This window comes from Sulfitobacter pontiacus, from assembly GCF_040790665.1.
In the GTDB taxonomy this organism is placed as follows: domain Bacteria; phylum Pseudomonadota; class Alphaproteobacteria; order Rhodobacterales; family Rhodobacteraceae; genus Sulfitobacter; species Sulfitobacter pontiacus.
In genome coordinates this window covers 1,076,197-1,094,704 of the sequence record NZ_CP160849.1, presented here as the reverse complement: position 1 = coordinate 1,094,704, position 18,508 = coordinate 1,076,197, and the positions used below count along the sequence as shown (strand labels likewise).

The following is an 18,508-nucleotide window of genomic DNA, read 5'->3' as shown; positions in this document are numbered from 1 at the left end:
CATGAGCAAAATACCTTCAAAGCCCGAGATCCTTGAATGGATCGCCGAAAACCCCACTCTGACCGCCAAGCGTGACATCGCCAAGGCGTTCGGCATCAGGGGGGCGGCCCGGATCGACCTGAAACGCGTGCTGAAAGAGCTGGAGGCCGAAGGCCATCTGGAAAAGCGCAAGCGCAGCTATCAGGACCCTGACCGCTTGCCGCCGGTGTCTGTGTTGCAGGTCACGGGGCCGGACAAGGATGGCGATCTGTTTGCCAAACCGATGGAGTGGCAGGGCGAAGGCGTGGAGCCCGTGGTGCTGGTGATCCCCCGTGCCTCTGACCCCGCCTTGGGGGCGGGTGACCGCATTCTGGCGCGGTTGACGCTGGTACAGGCGCAAGACCACCACTACGAGGCGCGGCTGATCCGCCGCATTGGCGCGAACCCGCAGCGGGTCTTGGGCATCTTCCGCAAGACCACAGAGGGCGGGCGCATTGTGCCCATCGACAAAGGGTCCGACAAGGAATGGTGGGTGCCCAAAGACGCGACCCACGGGGCCAAGGATGGCGAGCTGGTCGAGGCGGAGCAGGCCGGACCAAAGGCGCGCATGGGATCGCCACGGGCGCGTATCATTGAACGGCTGGGGGACCCGTCGGCGCCCAAGGCCGTGTCCCTGATCGCGATCCATCAACATGGTATCCCCGACGACTTTCCTGACGACGTGATGGCGCTGGCCGATGCCGCAAAACCCGTGGGCCTGAAAGGGCGCGAGGATCTGCGCGATTTGCCCCTGATCACCATCGACCCGTCGGACGCGCGGGACCATGATGACGCATGCTATGCCCATGCTGACGAAGACCCCAAGAACGAGGGTGGCCATGTCGTCTGGGTCGCGATTGCCGATGTGGCCGCCTATGTCACCCCCGGCTCTGCGCTGGACCGCGAGGCGCGCAAACGGGGCAATTCCACCTATTTCCCCGACCGTGTGGTGCCGATGCTGCCCGACCGTCTGTCGGGGGATCTGTGTTCGTTGCACGAAGGCGTGCCGCGGGCCTGTATCGCGGTGCGCATGGTGCTGGATGCGGCGGGCAACAAGATCGGCCATAGCTTCCATCGCGGGCTGATGCGCTCTCCCGCCTCGCTGCACTACGAAGAGGTGCAGGACGCGATTGACGGTGCCCCCAATGACCGCACCGGCCCGTTGCTGGATCCTGTGCTAAAACCGATCTACGCCGCCTATGCCGCCTTGAAAGCTGCCCGCGCCGAGCGTCAGCCGCTGGACCTTGACCTGCCCGAGCGGCGGATCGAGCTGGACAAGGACGGCACCGTGAAGTCGGTGAACTTCAAGGACCGGCTGGATGCGCACCGCTTGATCGAAGAGTTCATGGTGCTGGCCAATGTCGCCGCCGCCGAAACACTGCTGTCCAAGAAAACGCCGCTGCTTTATCGCATCCACGAAGAACCCTCTCCCGCCAAGCTGGACGCCTTGCGCGAAACCGCGCAGGCGGCGGGCTATACGCTGGCCAAGGGACAGGTGCTGCATACGCGCCATCTGAACAAGCTGCTGAACGATGCGGCGGGCACGGATGATGCAGAGCTGATCAACCTGTCGACCCTGCGGTCGATGACGCAAGCCTATTACGGGCCTGCGCATATCGGGCACTTTGGTCTGGCGCTGCGGTCCTACGCGCATTTCACCTCTCCGATCCGGCGCTACGCGGATTTGATCGTGCACCGCGCGTTGATCACTGCCCATGGCTGGGGCAGTGACGGGCTAAGCCAGCATGATATCGAGGATATCGAACAGACCGGCGCGCATATCTCGGACACGGAACGCCGGTCGATGATGGCAGAGCGCGACACCACCGATCGCTATCTCGCGTCCTATCTGTCGGAACGTGTGGGCAATGAATTCTCGGGCCGGATCAGCGGCGTGGCGCGATTTGGGGCCTTTGTGAAGCTGGACGAAACCGGGGCAGACGGGCTGCTACCCATGCGGTCGCTGGGGCGCGAGTATTTCCATTTCGACCAAGAGGCCGGCACGCTGATGGGGTCGGATACGGGCATGATCATCTCTGTCGGGCAGCGTGTCACCGTGCGCCTGTCAGAGGCGGTCCCGGTCACCGGGGGCATCGCGCTGGAGCTGCTGACGCTTGAGGGTGACGCCCTGCCCAAGGGCGGCCAAGGGGCGCGGCGCGGGCGCGGTGGGCCTGCGGGCCGCACCAACCCCAAGCGCAAAGGTGTCAAAGCCAAGCGCAAGGCGGATAAGGTGAAACGCAAGGTCAAACGCACACGACGCTAACCCCGGAGCGGTACACGAGGCAGGAACAGGCAGGCAGTAACACGCACAGCGGGCAACTCCGCCTTTCTGGGCGCGGCGTTTGACGCTAGGCTTGTAGCGTGATGCTGGGGAAGGGCGTGGGAATGGAACTGCTGAAAATTGGCGCATTGGTTGGCGGGGTGACACTCTCGGTGACGGCTGCCACAGGTGTGATCGCTGCGGGGGCCGAGGGTACTGCGCGCCCACCCGCCATGGTGCAAAAGCCGGGCAACGCGGCGGGGTTGCAGGACTGGGTGACAGCCTTTCGTGCGCGTGCCTTGGCCGCAGGGATCGACGGTGCGGTCTTTGACCGCGTGATGCAGACCGTGCGCTATGACCCGCAGGTCATCCGCCGCGACCGCAACCAATCCGAATTCACCAAAACAATCTGGGCCTATCTGGAGACCGCGACCTCTGATCTACGGGTCACCAACGGGAAGAAGGCGCTGGCCGAGCAGGCCGACGCACTATCCCAGATCGAAACGCGCTATGGCGTCGAGAAAGAGATCGTCACCGCGATCTGGGGGCTCGAAAGCGCCTATGGCACCTTCAGGGGCAGCGATCCGGTGCTCAGCTCGCTCGCGACATTGGCCTATGAGGGGCGGCGGCGGGCCTTTTTTGAAGGGGAACTGCTGGACGCGCTGCGGATCTTGCAGGCGGGCGATACCACGCCTGCGCGGATGCAGGGCAGTTGGGCTGGTGCAATGGGGCACACGCAGTTCATGCCCTCGTCCTTCCAGCAATATGCCGAGGATTTCACCGGCGATGGCAAACGCGATATCTGGAGCGATGATCCACGTGACGCGCTTGCCTCTACCGCGGCGTATCTCAAGCACTTCGGATGGGTCCAGGGGCAGCCTTGGGGCGTCGAGGTACGGCTGCCCGAGGGGTTCGACTATCTTCTGGCGGGGCGCGATATCCTGAAAACGGCAGCGGAATGGCGTGCGCTTGGGGTGCGCCCTGTGACAGGGTCGCTGGGGGATCACGGTCCTGCGTCCCTGCTTTTGCCCGGTGGGGCAGACGGTGCAGCGTTTCTGATCTATGCCAATTTCGCGGTGATCGAACGCTATAATTCGGCCGATGCCTATGTGATCGGCGTGGGGCATCTGGCGGATCGTATCGCCGGGGGCGGGCCGATCGAGGTCAGCTGGCCGGTGCAAGACCGCGCGCTGACCTATGACGAACGGATCGAGCTTCAGACGCAGCTGACGGCGCAGGGGTTTGATACGGTCCAGATCGACGCGAAAATCGGCCCGCTGACCATCAATGCGGTGCGCGAGTTCCAATTGTCGCAGGGGCTTGTGCCCGACGGCTATGCCTCCCCCCGATTGTTGGAAACGCTGCGCGGAGCCGCGGCGGAATAGTCTGGCGTAAATGAAACGCGCCGGACCTTTGGGTCCGGCGCGTGCCTTCGGCGAGGATTTTAAACCATTTGGAAGCGGCTTAGCCGGGGGACATCCCGCGCAACCGTTCGGAGCGGCGGCGCAGCAGTTCGACCACGGTCAGCAGGCAGATCGAGATGACCACAAGGATCGTCGCCACGGCAAGGATCGTGGGGCTGATCTGTTCGCGCAGGCCGGTGAACATCTGCCACGGGAGCGTTTTCTGACCGGCAGAGCCGACAAAGAGCACTACGACGACTTCATCAAACGAGGTGATGAAGGCGAACAAACCGCCCGAGATCACGCCCGGCAGGATCAACGGCATTTGCACGCGGAAGAAGGTTGTGACCGGATTGGCCCCCATATTCGCCGCCGCGCGGGTGAGAGACCGGTCAAAGCCTACCAGTGTCGCGGTGACGGTGATGATGACGAAGGGGATGCCCAAGGCTGCGTGCGCCAGGACAACGCCGACATATGTGCCCTGCAGGCCGACGCGGCTGTAGAAGAAGTACATGCCCGCCGCCGAGATGATCAGCGGGACGATCATGGGCGAGATCAGGATGGCCATGATCGCGCGCCGGAACGGCACGTGCTGCTGGCTCAGGCCAATCGCCGCGAGGGTGCCGAAGCTGACCGACAGAAGGGTCGCGGCCGGGGCGATCTTGATCGAGTTCCAGACGGCACCTTGCCATGCGGAGCTGCTGAAAAAGTCCTTGTAGTGGCGCAGCGAATACCCTTCGGGATCGAAACGCAGCATTTCAGGGGTGAAGGTAAAGAAGTTCTCGGCGTTGAAGCTAAGTGGCATGACCACGAGGATCGGTGTGATCAGGAACACAAGGATCGCGCCGCAAATGATGCGGAAGGCAAAGTGCCAAAGCACCTGACCCGGGGTCAGATAGGGCGCGACCTTGGCGCGGTAGCGTCCCTCGTAAAGCCAGAAGCTGAACCAGCCGAAGAACCAGCCGAAGATGGCCCCTAGGACCAGCATGGGCACGCCGCCCAGAATAAAGCCGATCACCGCCAGCAGAATGACAGAGGTCCAGCGGGCGATGGTTTCGTTCTTGATCAGCTGCGTCAGCACAAAGGCCAGCGCCCCCATGGAGAGTGCTCCGATCAGGATGCCCAGCAGTCCGCTGCCTTGGGCGGTGCCGACAAAGAGCCCGGCAAAGGCGCCTGCTGCGGCGACAACCGGTACATAGAAACCGACGGGTTTGCGGGAGATAGGTGTGAGTGCGACCATGATATCAGCCTCCCAGTTTCACGTTGTCGATGCCGACGATCTTGTCGTAGGCCCAGTAAAGCCCAAGCACCACGGCCAGCAGGATCGCCCCAAGCGCGGCCGCGAGGCCCCAGTTGAGCGAGCTGGAGATGTGGTAGGCAATCCGGTTGGAGATGAATGTCCCCGTGGTGCCGCCGACGATTTCCGGTGTGATGTAGTAGCCGATAGACAGGATGAACACGAGGATCGACCCCGCGCCGATGCCAGGCACCGATTGCGGGAAATACACGCGCCAGAAGGCTGTCCAGTTCGTGGCCCCCAGCGACTTTGCCGCACGTAGATAGCTTGGCGGTACTGTTTGCATCACGGAATAGAGCGGGAGGATCATGAAGGGCAGCAGGATGTGCGTCATCGCGATGATCGTGCCGGTTTGGTTGTTGATCAGCGCAAGACGGCTGTCATCGGCCACCAGCCCCAGCCACACCAGTGTATCGTTGATCACACCCTGTTGTTGCAGCATGACCTTCCACGCCGATGTCCGCACCAGAAGCGAGGTCCAGAAGGGCAGCAGCACGAGGATCATCAGCAGGTTCGCGGTACGCGCGGGCAGGTTGGCGAGGATCCACGCCACCGGATAGCCCAGCAGGATACAGCTGAGGGTGATGCAGACCGACATGAACAGCGTGCGCAGGAACAGCGTGCCGTAGATGCGTTCGTTGTCGGGGCGGAATTCGGGACCGTCAGCCGTTTTCTGCATGTCGACGGCATTCAGGAAATAGCCGTTGGTCAGCGCGGGACTGTAGGCGCGGATGGTGCTCCAGATAGGGGTTTTGCCCCAATCGTCGTCAATCTCGGTGAAGGCTGTTTTGTAATCGACTGCGTCGAATGCAGGGGCGGCTGCGGCTGCCTCGGTCAGTTCGGCTGATGCCGGGCCTGAATAGCTGGCGATTTGCGATGCCGTGGGGCCTGTCAGGTCGTCATAGAGTGCCGAGTAGATCAGCGCCCATGGGTCTTCCTTGTACAGGTTGTCTTCGTCGTCGTTCTGAACGAAGTCGGCGAAAATTTCGTAGTATTCGGCGGTCTCGGGCAGAAGCTCTGCCATGCCTTCGCGCATTTCAAACGCGGGCTGGTCGTCGCCGGAGGATTTTTTCCAGTCGGAAATCTCTGCCAGCCATGCGTCGGAGCCAAGCAGCGCATTCCAGTTTTCCCCCTTCTTCCAGAAGTCGTTCAGATCTTCGAACTGGTCCTGAAACACTTCGCCAATGTCATCCACGCCGCGGCCGGATTTGCGGAACAGGGACGATGCACCGGTCAGCTCGTAGTTGAGCCTTGAGCCCAGACGGGTGTGCAATTTGCGTTCCTGCGCGATGAACAGGTCTTCGTAAAGCGCCTTGTAGACGGGGGCACCGGGGGTTTCACCGCTTTCGCTGTCCCAGTCGGACAGGGTTTGCGTGGTGCGGGGCAGCGTGTCGCTGACGATCTGGTTCTCGACAGAGCGGAACAGCATATCGGCGATCGGTGCGATAAAGGTGATCAGGATAAAGATCAGCAGAGGGGCGATCAGCAAAAGCGCGCTGAGCTTCTGACGACGGAGCGCACGGTTCAGGCTGCGTTTCAGCGGTGTGCCGTCCGCGGCCAGCATCGGGCCGGTCTGTTCAGGTGTGTCATTCGTCGCGTCGGCGGTATCGCTCATATCGGCCCCATGGGGTTAGGTCGCTGGAAGGTCGGGAAAATGGAAAAACAAATAAGGGGTGGAGGAGGCCAAAGCGGCCTCCTCCGAATGGTTCAGCCGATTATTGCGCCAACCATGCCTGGAACTTCGCGTCGATGTCGTCGCGGTAGTCAGCCCAGAACTCGTAGTTGTAGAGGAACGTGTTCTTTGCGTTGGCCGGGTCGGTTGGCATGTGTGGTGCCATGTCGATGCCCAGTTCTGCGTGCTTGCCAACCATAGGAGCGGAGGACAAACGGGCAGGGCCGTAGCTGATGTACTGCGATTGATCCGCCAGACGCTGGGTGTCTGTCGCGAACTTCACGAAGTCTTTGACACGCGCCAGACGGTCGTCAGGCAGACCTGCTGGGATGATCCAACCGTCAAGGTCGAACACCTGTGCGTCCCACAGCATTGCAACGGGCTGGTCTTGCTCTTCGATAACGCTGAACAGACGGCCGTTGTAGGTGGAACCCATGACGACTTCGCCATCGGCCAGCAGCTGTGGCGTGTCGGCACCGGCGGACCACCAGATCACGTCGTCCTTGATGGTGTCGAGCTTGGCCAGAGCCTGTTCCTGACCTTCCGGAGTTGCCAGAACGTCATAGACTTCGTCCTTTGCAACGCCGTCACAGAGCAGCGCCCATTCCATGTTGTTGATGGGGCGCTTTTCAAGCGCGCGCTTGCCTGGGTAGGCTTCGGTGTCGAAGACGTCGCAGATTTTGGTTGGAGGCGTGTCACCAACCATGTCTGTGCGATACCCGAATGTCGTCGAGTACACGATCTGCGGGATAAAGCAGTCGCTGACCAGCAGGTCGCCAAAGTCGTCTTCAGCGGATGTCCCGTCGGGGGCTTCTGCCAGCATTTCGTCCGCGTCGATTTCCATCGCCAGACCTTCGTCGCACAGGCGGATGGCGTCAGCGGCAACCACGTCGACCAGATCCCAGGTCACGTTGCCGGCTTCGTTCATCGCGCGCAGCTTAGCCACGGCTTCGTTGGAGCTTTCATCCCAAACAGCAGAGAGTTCAGGGTGCATTTCCAGATAGGGCTGCAGATACGCTTTGTCTTGGCTGGCTTGGTAAGCGCCACCCCAGGAAACAAGCGTCATCTCTTTGGCCATGTCCGCATGCGCATCGGCGAATGCCAATGTGCCAGCGCCAATGATCGCGGAGGATGCGAGTAGCGTTGTCGTAAACTTCATTAGATAGTCTCCCATTATATGCCCGTTAGGGTCTTGAGGGTGTGATATCGGGCTTAACCACAGCCTCGTGCGACGCCGTCGAACGTTGGACGGCCGGCCGCGTCCTGACGCTTATGCGTCGAGGGCGCGGCAATCCTCTGCCAACCAGCCAATCTCGATCTGCTGGCCTGGCTTCAAACGTACCTGATCGGGTGCGTTTCGTGTCTTGATGATAAAGTTGTCGGTCCCGGCAACCCGCAGGCGGGTGCGGAAGATGTCGCCCATATAGACGAATTCAAGCACTTCGGCTTTCAGGGTGTGTGCCCCTTCCTGCATCCGGTCCTTGTTGAATTCGACACGTTCGGGGCGGATCGATACGCGGGTGCGTTCGCCGGCGCGGGTCACGTTGATCGGCTTTGCCTCGATCAGGCCGCCGCCGTCCAGCTGCACAAGGCAAGTGCCGCCCTTGATCTCGGTCACGACGCCTTCAAGAGTGTTATTCTCGCCGATGAACTGCGCAACAAAGCTGTTTTCGGGCTCTTCATACAACAGATCGGGCGGGGCCAACTGTTGGATGCGCCCGTTTTCAAACACGGCCACGCGGTCGGACATTGTCAGCGCTTCGGTCTGGTCGTGGGTCACGTAGACCACGGTGATGCCCAGTTCATGCGCCAGATGCGTGATCTCGAACTGCAATGTTTCACGCAGCTGTTTGTCCAACGCCCCCAGCGGTTCGTCCATCAACACCAGTTCAGGTTCGAAGACCAAAGCACGGGCCAAGGCAACGCGTTGCTGCTGACCACCGGAAAGCTGTGCCGGACGGCGGCCGCCGAAGTCGCCCATCTGAACACGGTCCAGCGCGATCTTTACTTTCTCTTCACGCTCGGACTTGCCGATCTTGCGCACCTCAAGCGGGAAGGCGAGGTTTTCGGCAACGGTCATATGCGGGAAAAGCGCGTAGTTCTGGAACACCATGCCAATGCCGCGTTTGTGCGGCGGGATGTTGTTGATCGATTTACCATCAAGCCGGATGTCGCCATGCGTGGCCGTTTCGAAACCCGCCAGCATCATCAGGCAGGTGGTCTTGCCGGACCCCGATGGCCCGAGCATTGTCAGAAACTCGCCTTTCGGCATCGACAGGTTGAGGTCTTTTACGACGAGATTTTCGCCGTCATAGCTTTTCTGCACGCGTTCAAATTCTACGAACGCATTCGTTGCTGAAGTATCTGCCAAAGCTGGCTCCCCGTTTATTGTGACGTTCAAGCGCCCTTGTTGACAGGAAGTTAAAACTGGCTGGTTTCCGCTTTGCAACCAATTAACGACACTTTTGGGCAGAAAGCGTCAATTGCGGGAAGATCGACGGTTATTTGACAAGAAACAGTTCTTTTGCCTGCGGAATTACTGTGCAGCCTGCTTGAAATAAGGGGAATTCGTTAATATCTGCCATAGGTTAAGCATCAGCGGCTCGCCCCGAACCCGGCGATTTTGAGCGCTGGTCAGCCACTGCCGATGTCGCAAACAGACAAGTCCTTGCAGTGCTTCCAGCGGCGGGACGGGCGACCTTTGCGCCTCGTCCCGAATGTATGTCACGCCTTAGCCGAGCGGCGATTCAGCGTCTTGCGCGTGGTCTTCGGCTGCCTTGAGCAGGCCGCCTTCTCTGACCGCGGTATAGGTTTCATCCAGCGCTTTGGTGGCGCGCGTCATGAATACTTTGATCTCTTCTGGGGTGATCACCAGCGGTGGCGAGATGATCATCCGGTCGCCGACGTGGCGCATCACCAGATTATTCGCAAAGCAGCGTTCACGACACATATAACCGACGGTTCCTGCATCGCCTGCGAACTTTGACCGCGTTTCTTTGCGCGGGGACAGGGGCAGCGACGCCATAAGACCCGCGACGTTGACGGTGCCGACCAATGGATGCTCTGCCAGTTTGGCCAGCCCTTCCTTCAGGGCGGGGGCGGCAACATTGTTCACGTGATCCAGAATGTTTTCGTCCTGCATAATCCGCAGGTTTTCCAGTGCCACGGCCGAGCAGACGGGGTGCCCCGAATAGGTATAGCCGTGATTGAACTCCCCGGACCCGATGGTCTGCGCGATCTCGTCACACACAATGGACCCGCCAATCGGCTGGTAGCCAGAGCTTAGGCCCTTGGCGATGGTCATGATATGCGGCTTGATCCCCATGGTCTCGGACCCGAACCAGCTGCCTGTCCGGCCAAAGCCACAGATCACCTCGTCCGCGATGATCAATACATTGTACTTGTCACAAATACGCTGGATTTCGGGCCAGTAGGTGCTTGGCGGCACGATAACCCCCGCCCGCGCCCTGAATGGGTTCACCGATGAACGCCGCGACATTATCTGCCCCCAGCTCAAGGATCTTGGCCTCAAGCTCTTGCGCGCGGGCAAGGCCGAAGGCCTCGGGCGTGAGGTCGCCCCCTTCCACCCACCAGTCGGGCTGGTTGATGTGGTGAATGCCGGGGATCGGCATGCCGCCCTGTTCGTGCATATAGCTCATGCCACCAAGGGAGCCGGACCCCATCGACGACCCGTGATAGGCATTCTTGCGGCTGATGATGTGGGATTTCTCTGGCTTCCCTTTCATGGCCCAATAGGTGCGCACCATCCGGATGTTGGTGTCATTCGCTTCGGACCCCGACCCGGCAAAGAACACATGGTTCAGATCGCCGGGGGCCAGTGACGCGATCTCTTTTGCAAGGGCGATGGCGGGCACGTGTGAGGTCATGAAGAAGGTGTTGTAGTAGTTCAGCTCGAGCATCTGGCGCGCGGCGACGTCGGCCATTTCCTGACGGCCATACCCGATGTTGACGCACCAAAGACCCGCCATCCCGTCAAGGATCTCGTTCCCCTCGCTGTCGGTCAGGTAGACGCCCTTGGCACGGGTGATAATCCGCGCGCCCTTCTCGGCAAGTTCGTCATTGGTGGTGAACGGGTGCATGTGATGCGCGGCGTCAAGTGCTTGCAGCTCGGCGGTGGGCATGTGGTTGGTGATATGGGCCATAAAGAACACCTCTGGGAATGGGGAGGGAAGATTGGGCTCAGAATATGATCAAATTATGCAGAGTCAATCGAATCGCTCTGCTGTGGTGACGATAAACGGCTATCAGCCGATCAGATTTTAATCAAAGAGAGGCGCGAATCTGGACCATGCCCTGAGAAACATCCTCGGCCATGGCCTGCGCAGCCTTTGCCGCATCGCCTTCGCGAAAAGCCGCCAGCAAGTCGGCATGTTTATCTGGCAGGTTCGACGTGCCAAACCGACCGCAGACCACGCGCAGCGACGGGCCGAACATCAGCCATAAACGGTCGACGGTCGCGGCCAGAATAGGGGCCTCGGCACAGGTGTTGACGATGGTGTGAAAGCGGTAGTTCTGGGTCAGGTATTCGCCGATATCCCCACGATCAATCGCGTGGTTCAGCGCGTCGTCCACCTGTGCGAGTTCGCTTAAAACAGTCTCTGACATGCGGCTTGTGGCACGTTGAGCAAGCTCTGCTTCAAGGGTTTTTCGCATGAATTCCAGCTCGTTAACCCCTTCGAGGTCCAGTACAGGGACCGATACGCGGCGATTGCCCTGATGCACCAGCGCGCCTTCGGCGATCAAACGGCGCAGCGCTTCGCGCACCGGGGTCATGCCCGCATCAAGGGTTTCTGCGAGGCCTTGAATGGTGACCGCTTGACCGGGGGCAAGATCGCCGAACAGGATCAGCTTGCGCACGCGTTCATAGACATGCTGATGGGCCGGCACCTTGGCCGGGCTTTCCAAAGGCTTTTGCGACGCAAGGTCAGCGGAATTTACGTTCATCAAATTTGCCTAAATTGTACTCAACCACATTTTGAACCACGGCATGCACCTGCGTAAAATTATAAATGATCTTGTCGCATGACGCAAAACTTGATCAAATTGACGAAAGGTTCGGATCAACTGAGCCTACACAACGGGAGATGACAATGAAATATAGCTTGCTCAGTTCAATCGCAGCAACGGCATTGATCGCCACCAGCGCCTTGGGTGAAGAGGTGCGGGTCTATAACTGGTCCGACTACATCGACGAAGACCTGTTGCAGAAATTTGAAAAAGAAACCGGCATTGATCTGATCTATGACGTGTTTGACAGTAACGAAGTGCTTGAAACCAAGATGCTTGCAGGCGGGTCCGGCTATGACGTGGTTGTCCCGACCGGCACCTTCCTTGAACGCCAGATCACGGCGGGGGTTTTCCAGAAGCTCGACAAAGACAAACTGCCGAACATCAGCAACATGTGGGACGTGATCGAGGACCGCGTATCGAAATACGACCCCGGGAACGAATATGCCGTTAACTATATGTGGGGCACCACCGGGCTTGGCGTGAACATGACCAAGGTTAAGGAAGTGCTGGGCGAAGATGCCCCTGTTGATTCGCTTGACCTCGTATTCAAGCCCGAGAATATGGAAAAGCTGGCCGAATGTGGCGTGCATTTCCTTGACGCTCCGACAGAAATGATCCCCGCGGCGCTGAAGTTTCTGGGCGAAGATCCCCAAACCCAGGACCCCGACGTGATTGCGAAGGCAGAGCCTGTTTTGACGGCGGTTGCCCCCCACGTTCAAAAGTTCCACAGCTCGGAGTATATTAACGCACTGGCCAACGGTGATATCTGCGTTGCCTTCGGTTGGTCGGGTGACATCCTGCAATCGCGTGACCGCGCCGCCGAGGCGGATAACGGTGTCGAAATCGCCTACTACGCGCCAAAAGAAGGGGCGCTGATGTGGTTCGACAATATGGCAATTCCAGCGGATGCGCCAAACCCGGATGGGGCACATAAGTTCTTGAATTTCATGATGGAACCAGAGAATATGGCCGCCGCGTCGAACTACGTTTACTATGCGAACGGCAACAAGGCGAGCCAGGAGTTCCTTGCCGAGGACGTGATCGGGGACACAGCGATTTACCCAGACGAAGGCACGCTGGAAAACCTGTATACCATTTCTTCATATTCACCCAAGGTACAACGTGTCGTCACGCGTATGTGGACGAAGATCAAATCTGGTATCTAAAATCGCATCGGGTCAAAGCCTTACCGGTTTTGACCCGATCAACCGGACCCTTCCATCCGGAGGGGTAAACGCTGTGCAAAGGATAGATCAAAGTGAGCCAACCCGTTTTCGCCCCGTGGGATGACCCGAACGAAAAGCCGCTTATCCGCTTCGAGAATGTGACAAAGCGTTTTGGCGATTTCGTTACGATCGATGATCTGTCTTTGAGTATTTATGAAAGCGAGTTCTTTGCTCTGCTGGGGCCTTCGGGCTGCGGTAAAACAACGATGATGCGCATGCTTGCCGGGTTTGAAAACCCAAGCGCGGGCAAGATCGAATTGGCGGGTAAGAATATCGCGGGCATCCCGCCGAACAAGCGGGCGGTGAACATGATGTTTCAGTCCTATGCCCTGTTCCCACATCTGTCTGTCTGGGAGAATATCGCCTTTGGGTTGAAACGAGGGGATATGTCCAAGGCACATATCGCCGCGCGCGTTGAAGAGATGCTCAAGCTGACGCGCCTTACCAAATTTGCCAAACGCAAACCCCACCAGATCTCGGGGGGGCAACGTCAACGGGTCGCGCTTGCGCGGTCCCTCGCCAAAGCGCCGAAGCTTTTGCTACTGGACGAACCGCTTGGCGCGCTGGACAAAAAGCTGCGTCAGGACACCCAGTTTGAGCTGATGGATATCCAGGAAAGCACGGGGACCACCTTTGTTATCGTTACCCACGACCAAGAGGAAGCGATGACCGTCGCGAGCCGCGTGGCTGTGATGGACGAAGGGCAGATCATCCAGGTCGCGACGCCAGGAGGTATCTACGAAGCACCTAATTCCGTCTACGTCGCTGACTTCATCGGTGACGTGAACATTATCTCTGGCACGGTGAAGCCCGCGGGCGAAAATATGTACCACCTTGATTGGGTCGCGAATGAGGCCCCCTTGCTTGCGGCATCAGAACGCCCCTTTAGCGATGGGCAGGAAGCTCATCTTGCGATCCGACCGGAGAAGATCGCCATTTCTACCGAGAAGCCGACAGAAATGAAGAACGCAGTTCAGGGCTCCGTTCTGGACATCGCATATCTTGGCAATCTCAGCACCTACCATGTCCAGCTGGCCGGTGGTCAAGTGATCAAGGCACAGACCGCAAACACGCGTCGGCTGTCGCGCCGCACGATCACGTGGGAGGATAAGGTCTGGATTTCATGGAGCGCCACCGCCGGCGTCCTGTTGGAGCGATGAATATGCGTCGCTTTTTCCTTATCGCGGTGCCCTATGCCTGGTTGCTCGCGCTGTTTCTCATTCCTTTCATCATTGTTTTTAAAATTTCTCTCTCTGATCTGGCTTTGTCGATTCCTCCTTACTCCCCGACGGCAAAGGACGGGATTTGGGCGATGTTCGCGGCATTCGATCTGGAAAACTTTACCTTTCTTGCTTCAGACGATCTCTACTGGAAGGCTTACCTAAGCAGTTTGAAGATTGCGTTAATATCTACAGTTTTAGCGGTTTTGGTGGGCTACCCCATGGCCTACGGCATGGCCCGCGCGCCCGAGGAATGGCGTCCGACCCTCATGATGCTGGTGATCTTGCCCTTTTGGACCAGCTTCCTGATCCGCGTTTACGCGTGGGTCGGTATTCTGAGTAATGAGGGGCTTTTGAATCAATTCCTGCTGTGGTTGGGCATCATCGATACGCCTTTGACGATCATGAACACGACGACCGCGGTCTATATAGGAATTGTTTACACTTATCTGCCATTCATGATTCTACCGATCTATGCCGCGCTGGATCGGTTGGACGAATCCTTGATCGAGGCCGCTGAAGATCTGGGATGTTCACGGTTAAAGGCATTCTGGCTGGTCACGATACCTTTGTCTCGTAACGGGATCATTGCGGGGTGTTTCCTGGTCTTTATCCCCGCGCTGGGCGAATTCGTTATCCCGTCTTTGTTGGGCGGTTCAGGGACGTTGATGATCGGCAAGGTCTTGTTCGAGGAGTTCTTTAACAACCGCGACTGGCCCGTCGCGAGCGCGGTGGCGGTGATCCTGCTGCTGATCCTGATCGTTCCAATCGTTCTGTTCCAACGCAACCAGCAACGTCAGGCGGAGGTGGAGTCATGAGACGCGCAAGCTGGTTCAATATTACGTCGCTCACCCTCGGGTTTGCTTTTCTTTATCTGCCGATGATCCTGCTGGTCATCTACAGTTTTAACAGTTCGAAACTGGTGACAGTGTGGGCCGGCTTCTCGACCAAATGGTACGGCGAGCTGCTTCAGAATGAGGCATTTCTGAATGCTGCGATGGTAACGCTGAAGGTCGCGGTGGCGTCCTCTACGCTGGCAACGGTGTTGGGGACGATGGCGGCATACATCCTTGTGCGCGGCGGGCGGTTTGCTGGGCGTACGCTTTTCTCGGGTATGATCTACGCACCGCTGGTCATGCCGGAGGTGATTACCGGCCTATCGCTGTTGCTTCTGTTTATCGGGATCGGGCTGGACCGGGGGACGCTGACCATCGTGCTGGCACACACGACCTTTTCGATGTGCTATGTCTCAGTGGTCGTGTCATCGCGGCTGGTGACTTTTGACCGGTCGCTGGAGGAAGCGGCGCTGGACCTTGGGTGTTCGCCTTTCGACGCCTTCCGTTTGGTGACCTTGCCGATCATTGCGCCGGCTGTCATCTCGGGGTGGCTGCTGGCGTTCACGCTCTCGCTGGACGACCTTGTTATCGCTTCGTTTACCACGGGCCCGTCCTCCACAACCCTGCCGATCAAGATCTGGAGCGCGGTGCGTCTTGGCGTCTCGCCCGAGATTAACGCATTATCCACCATCATGATCGGTATCGTGACTTTCGGGGTTATCACGGCGTCACTGATGTCGAAGCGCAAGGCGATCAAGGCGCAACGCGATGTGCAGGCGGCGGAACGCGCCGTGGCATGAAAGAGCGGCGGCATGAAACGAATATTTAACGATTTTGCCTATACAGATGCGCCTAGGGAAAATTGTTGGTGGGATCAAACCTGCGCCGCTACCGACAGGTCTGCGTTGGAAGGTGACGTATCCTGTGACGTGGCGATTGTGGGTGGCGGCTTTACCGGGCTCTCTGCCGCGTTGCGCCTTGCGGAGGCTGGGTATTCTGCGGTCGTGCTGGAAAACCGATACGTCGGCTGGGGCGCGTCGGGCCGCAACGGGGGCTTTTGCTGCCTTGGGGGCGGACGGCTAAGTGATGCCGCGCTGGACAAGCTTGCGGGGCGCGAGGATCGGTTGCGCTTTCGCGCGGCTGAGCTGGCGGCGATCAACTTTGTTGATGCGTTGATCACGCGGCATGGGATCGAGGTTGACCGCCACTCCGACGGGGAGATCGAGCTGGCGCATCGGCCCAAGGATATGGACGATTTTCGCACGCGCGCCCGCGAGGTGCGAGAGAACTACGGGCTAGAGGCGCGGCTTATTGATCCCGCGGATTTCGCGGCGCATGGGCTTTCAGGGCCGTTCCATGGGGCGCTGCATATTCCGGCGGGCTTTGCGCTGAACCCGCGGAAATACGTGACCGGCCTTGCTGCAGCCGCGGAAAAGGCGGGTGCGGTCATTTACCATGATACGCCTGCGCTTGAGGTACAGCAGGCGGCGCAGGGTCACGACGTTCGAACGCCCAAGGGTAGGGTGCGTGCACAGAAAGTGATTGTCGCCACGAACGGGTATTCGTCGGAAGATTTGGTGCCGGGGCTGTCTGCGCGCTATATGCCCACGCAGTCGACGGTCCTTGTGACCCGCCCCCTGACCGAGGCAGAGCTAGATGCCGCGGGATGGAAGAGCGATTATATGTCCGCAGATACGCGCAATTTGCTGCATTATTTCAGGCTGATGCCGGACCGCCGGATGTTGTTCGGCATGCGCGGCGGTTTGGTGACAGGCAAAGCGGCAGAGGCGCGCGCCATTGCGCGTGTGCGCCGCGATTTCGAAAAGTTTTTCCCGGCATGGAAAGACGTTGAGACACCCTACCAATGGTCGGGTATGGTATGTCTTTCGCGCGCGCAAATGCCCTTTGTCGGCAAACTCCCTGACCCCGGTGCTGTCTATGCAAGTCTTTGTTATCATGGGAATGGTGTTGCAATGGGCAGCTATTCGGGCGGGTTGGTCGCGGATCTAGTGATGGGCAAACCCATCGACCGGCCCTACCCCCAGGTCATGCAAAAACCGCTGCGAAAGTTCGAGCTGGGGCGCTGGCGTCGACTTTTGATGCCATTTGCCTATCTTGGTTTTGCGCTGTCAGATCACTAGATGTGGGTGCACCGGCTGGCTTGGCTTGCTGACTGTCAAATTGATTTAGGATAAAGTTTCATGAAGATTGCGATGATTGGCACCGGCTATGTCGGTTTGGTCTCGGGTGTTTGTTTCTCGGATTTCGGGCATGAAGTTGTCTGTGTCGACAAAGACCCGTCTAAGATCGAGAAGTTGGAAAAGGGCATCGTCCCGATCTACGAACCCGGCCTTGATGACTTGATGGCCAAGAACGTTGCAGCGGGGCGTCTGTCTTTCACCGGGGATCTTGCCAGTGCAGTGGATGGTGCGGATGCCGTGTTTATCGCGGTTGGGACGCCGACCCGGCGCGGGGATGGCCATGCGGATCTGACCTATGTCATGGCCGCCGCAGAAGAGATCGCCTCTGTCCTGACGGGGTATGCGGTGATCGTCACCAAATCGACTGTGCCCGTGGGCACCAACCGTCAGGTCAAACTGGTCGTCGCCAAAGCCAATCCTAAGGCCGAATTCGACGTCGCCTCGAACCCGGAATTCCTGCGTGAAGGGGCTGCGATTGACGACTTTATGCGCCCCGACCGCGTGGTTGTAGGGACGCAGAATGAACGCGCCGAACAGGTGATGAAGGACATCTACCGCCCGCTCTCGCTGCGCGAGTTTTCGATCATGTCGACCGATCTGGAAAGCGCAGAGATGATCAAATACGCTGCCAACGCGTTTTTGGCGACCAAGATTACCTTTATCAACGAAATCGCGGCCCTGTGTGAACGCACGGGTGCGGATGTGAAAATGGTGTCGAAAGGCATGGGGCTGGATAACCGGATCGGGTCCAAGTTCCTGCATGCGGGCCCGGGCTATGGCGGCAGCTGCTTCCCGAAAGACACGCAGGCCTTGGCGCGGATGGGGCAGGATCATTCGGTGCCGATGCAGCTGACCGAAACCGTGATCAAGGTGAACGACGAGGTCAAACGCCGGATGATCGACAAGGTGGTCGACATCTGTGGCGGGTCGGTAAACGGCAAGACCATCGCGGTGCTGGGGGTAACGTTCAAGCCCAACACCGACGATATGCGCGACTCTCCCAGCTTGACGATTGTGCCATCGCTGGTGGGCAACGGGGCCAAGGTGCGTGTGGTTGATCCGCAGGGCAAACGCGAGGGCGAAGCCTTGCTGCCGGGCGTGTCGTGGCTGGAGGATGCCTATAAGGCCGCGCAAAATGCGGATGCGTTGGTCATTCTGACGGAGTGGAATGAATTCCGCGCGCTGGACCTCAAGCGGATGGCCAAGCGGATGACGACCCCTGCGATGGCAGATCTGCGTAATATCTACAGCCCCAAAGATGCCAAACGCGCCGGTTTCTCGGCCTATGTCTCTATCGGGCGCGAAGGGTTCGGGGCTTAACCTGAACCACAGGCCCGCGCTTGG

13 protein-coding genes and 1 pseudogene are annotated in these 18,508 nt (G+C 58.9%); 8 read left to right on the top strand and 6 right to left on the bottom strand.

The window, feature by feature from the left end:
- The first annotated feature begins 1 nt into the window (after position 1).
- Together rnr and AB1495_RS05385 are read left to right on the top strand one after the other, a co-directional pair.
- Positions 2 to 2,281: a ribonuclease R gene (rnr, locus tag AB1495_RS05390; RefSeq protein WP_074636535.1), complete on the top strand. Its 2,280-nt coding sequence runs from the start codon at positions 2 to 4 to the stop codon at positions 2,279 to 2,281.
- Between the two features lie 122 nt (positions 2,282 to 2,403).
- Positions 2,404 to 3,663: a lytic murein transglycosylase gene (locus tag AB1495_RS05385; protein ID WP_244268946.1), complete on the top strand. Its 1,260-nt coding sequence runs from the start codon at positions 2,404 to 2,406 to the stop codon at positions 3,661 to 3,663.
- A gap of 79 nt (positions 3,664 to 3,742) precedes the next feature.
- Here AB1495_RS05385 and AB1495_RS05380 read toward each other — a convergent pair whose 3' ends face one another.
- The 6 genes and pseudogenes from AB1495_RS05380 to AB1495_RS05355 form a co-directional block, all read right to left on the bottom strand.
- Positions 3,743 to 4,921: an ABC transporter permease gene (locus tag AB1495_RS05380; protein WP_005850529.1), complete on the bottom strand. Its 1,179-nt coding sequence runs from the start codon at positions 4,919 to 4,921 to the stop codon at positions 3,743 to 3,745.
- Positions 4,922 to 4,925: 4 nt separating this feature from the next.
- Positions 4,926 to 6,593, bottom strand: coding sequence for an ABC transporter permease (locus tag AB1495_RS05375; protein ID WP_074636530.1), 1,668 nt, complete (start codon positions 6,591 to 6,593; stop codon positions 4,926 to 4,928).
- Positions 6,594 to 6,693: 100 nt separating this feature from the next.
- Positions 6,694 to 7,809 carry an extracellular solute-binding protein gene (locus AB1495_RS05370; protein ID WP_009825599.1) on the bottom strand — a complete coding sequence of 372 codons (1,116 nt, stop codon included), beginning with the start codon at positions 7,807 to 7,809 and terminating at the stop codon, positions 6,694 to 6,696.
- Positions 7,810 to 7,920: 111 nt separating this feature from the next.
- Complete coding sequence (locus AB1495_RS05365; protein WP_005850522.1) at positions 7,921 to 9,021, bottom strand: ABC transporter ATP-binding protein; 1,101 nt, start codon at positions 9,019 to 9,021, stop codon at positions 7,921 to 7,923.
- A 360-nt stretch (positions 9,022 to 9,381) separates the two neighbouring features.
- Positions 9,382 to 10,813 (bottom strand): annotated as a pseudogene (locus tag AB1495_RS05360) (aspartate aminotransferase family protein).
- A 121-nt stretch (positions 10,814 to 10,934) separates the two neighbouring features.
- Positions 10,935 to 11,615: a GntR family transcriptional regulator gene (locus AB1495_RS05355; RefSeq protein ID WP_005850518.1), complete on the bottom strand. Its 681-nt coding sequence runs from the start codon at positions 11,613 to 11,615 to the stop codon at positions 10,935 to 10,937.
- Positions 11,616 to 11,755: 140 nt separating this feature from the next.
- Here AB1495_RS05355 and AB1495_RS05350 point away from each other — a divergent pair, with 140 nt between their 5' ends.
- The 6 genes from AB1495_RS05350 to AB1495_RS05325 all read left to right on the top strand — a co-directional run bounded on the left by AB1495_RS05350 (position 11,756) and on the right by AB1495_RS05325 (position 18,484).
- Positions 11,756 to 12,847, top strand: a complete 1,092-nt coding sequence (locus AB1495_RS05350) for a polyamine ABC transporter substrate-binding protein (protein WP_074636527.1) — start codon at positions 11,756 to 11,758, stop codon at positions 12,845 to 12,847.
- Between the two features lie 92 nt (positions 12,848 to 12,939).
- Complete coding sequence (locus AB1495_RS05345; protein ID WP_074636525.1) at positions 12,940 to 14,067, top strand: ABC transporter ATP-binding protein; 1,128 nt, start codon at positions 12,940 to 12,942, stop codon at positions 14,065 to 14,067.
- A 2-nt stretch (positions 14,068 to 14,069) separates the two neighbouring features.
- Complete coding sequence (locus AB1495_RS05340) at positions 14,070 to 14,945, top strand: ABC transporter permease subunit (RefSeq protein ID WP_037942582.1); 876 nt, start codon at positions 14,070 to 14,072, stop codon at positions 14,943 to 14,945.
- Positions 14,942 to 15,763, top strand: coding sequence for an ABC transporter permease (locus tag AB1495_RS05335; RefSeq protein WP_005850514.1), 822 nt, complete (start codon positions 14,942 to 14,944; stop codon positions 15,761 to 15,763). Before AB1495_RS05340 ends, AB1495_RS05335 begins: the two co-directional genes overlap by 4 nt.
- Positions 15,764 to 15,775: 12 nt before the next feature.
- The gene (locus AB1495_RS05330) at positions 15,776 to 17,104 is read left to right on the top strand and encodes an FAD-binding oxidoreductase (RefSeq protein WP_074636524.1); all 1,329 of its coding nucleotides are present in this window, start codon (positions 15,776 to 15,778) and stop codon (positions 17,102 to 17,104) included.
- Between the two features lie 60 nt (positions 17,105 to 17,164).
- The gene (locus AB1495_RS05325; protein ID WP_074636522.1) at positions 17,165 to 18,484 is read left to right on the top strand and encodes a UDP-glucose/GDP-mannose dehydrogenase family protein; all 1,320 of its coding nucleotides are present in this window, start codon (positions 17,165 to 17,167) and stop codon (positions 18,482 to 18,484) included.
- The last annotated feature ends 24 nt before the right edge of the window (positions 18,485 to 18,508 follow it).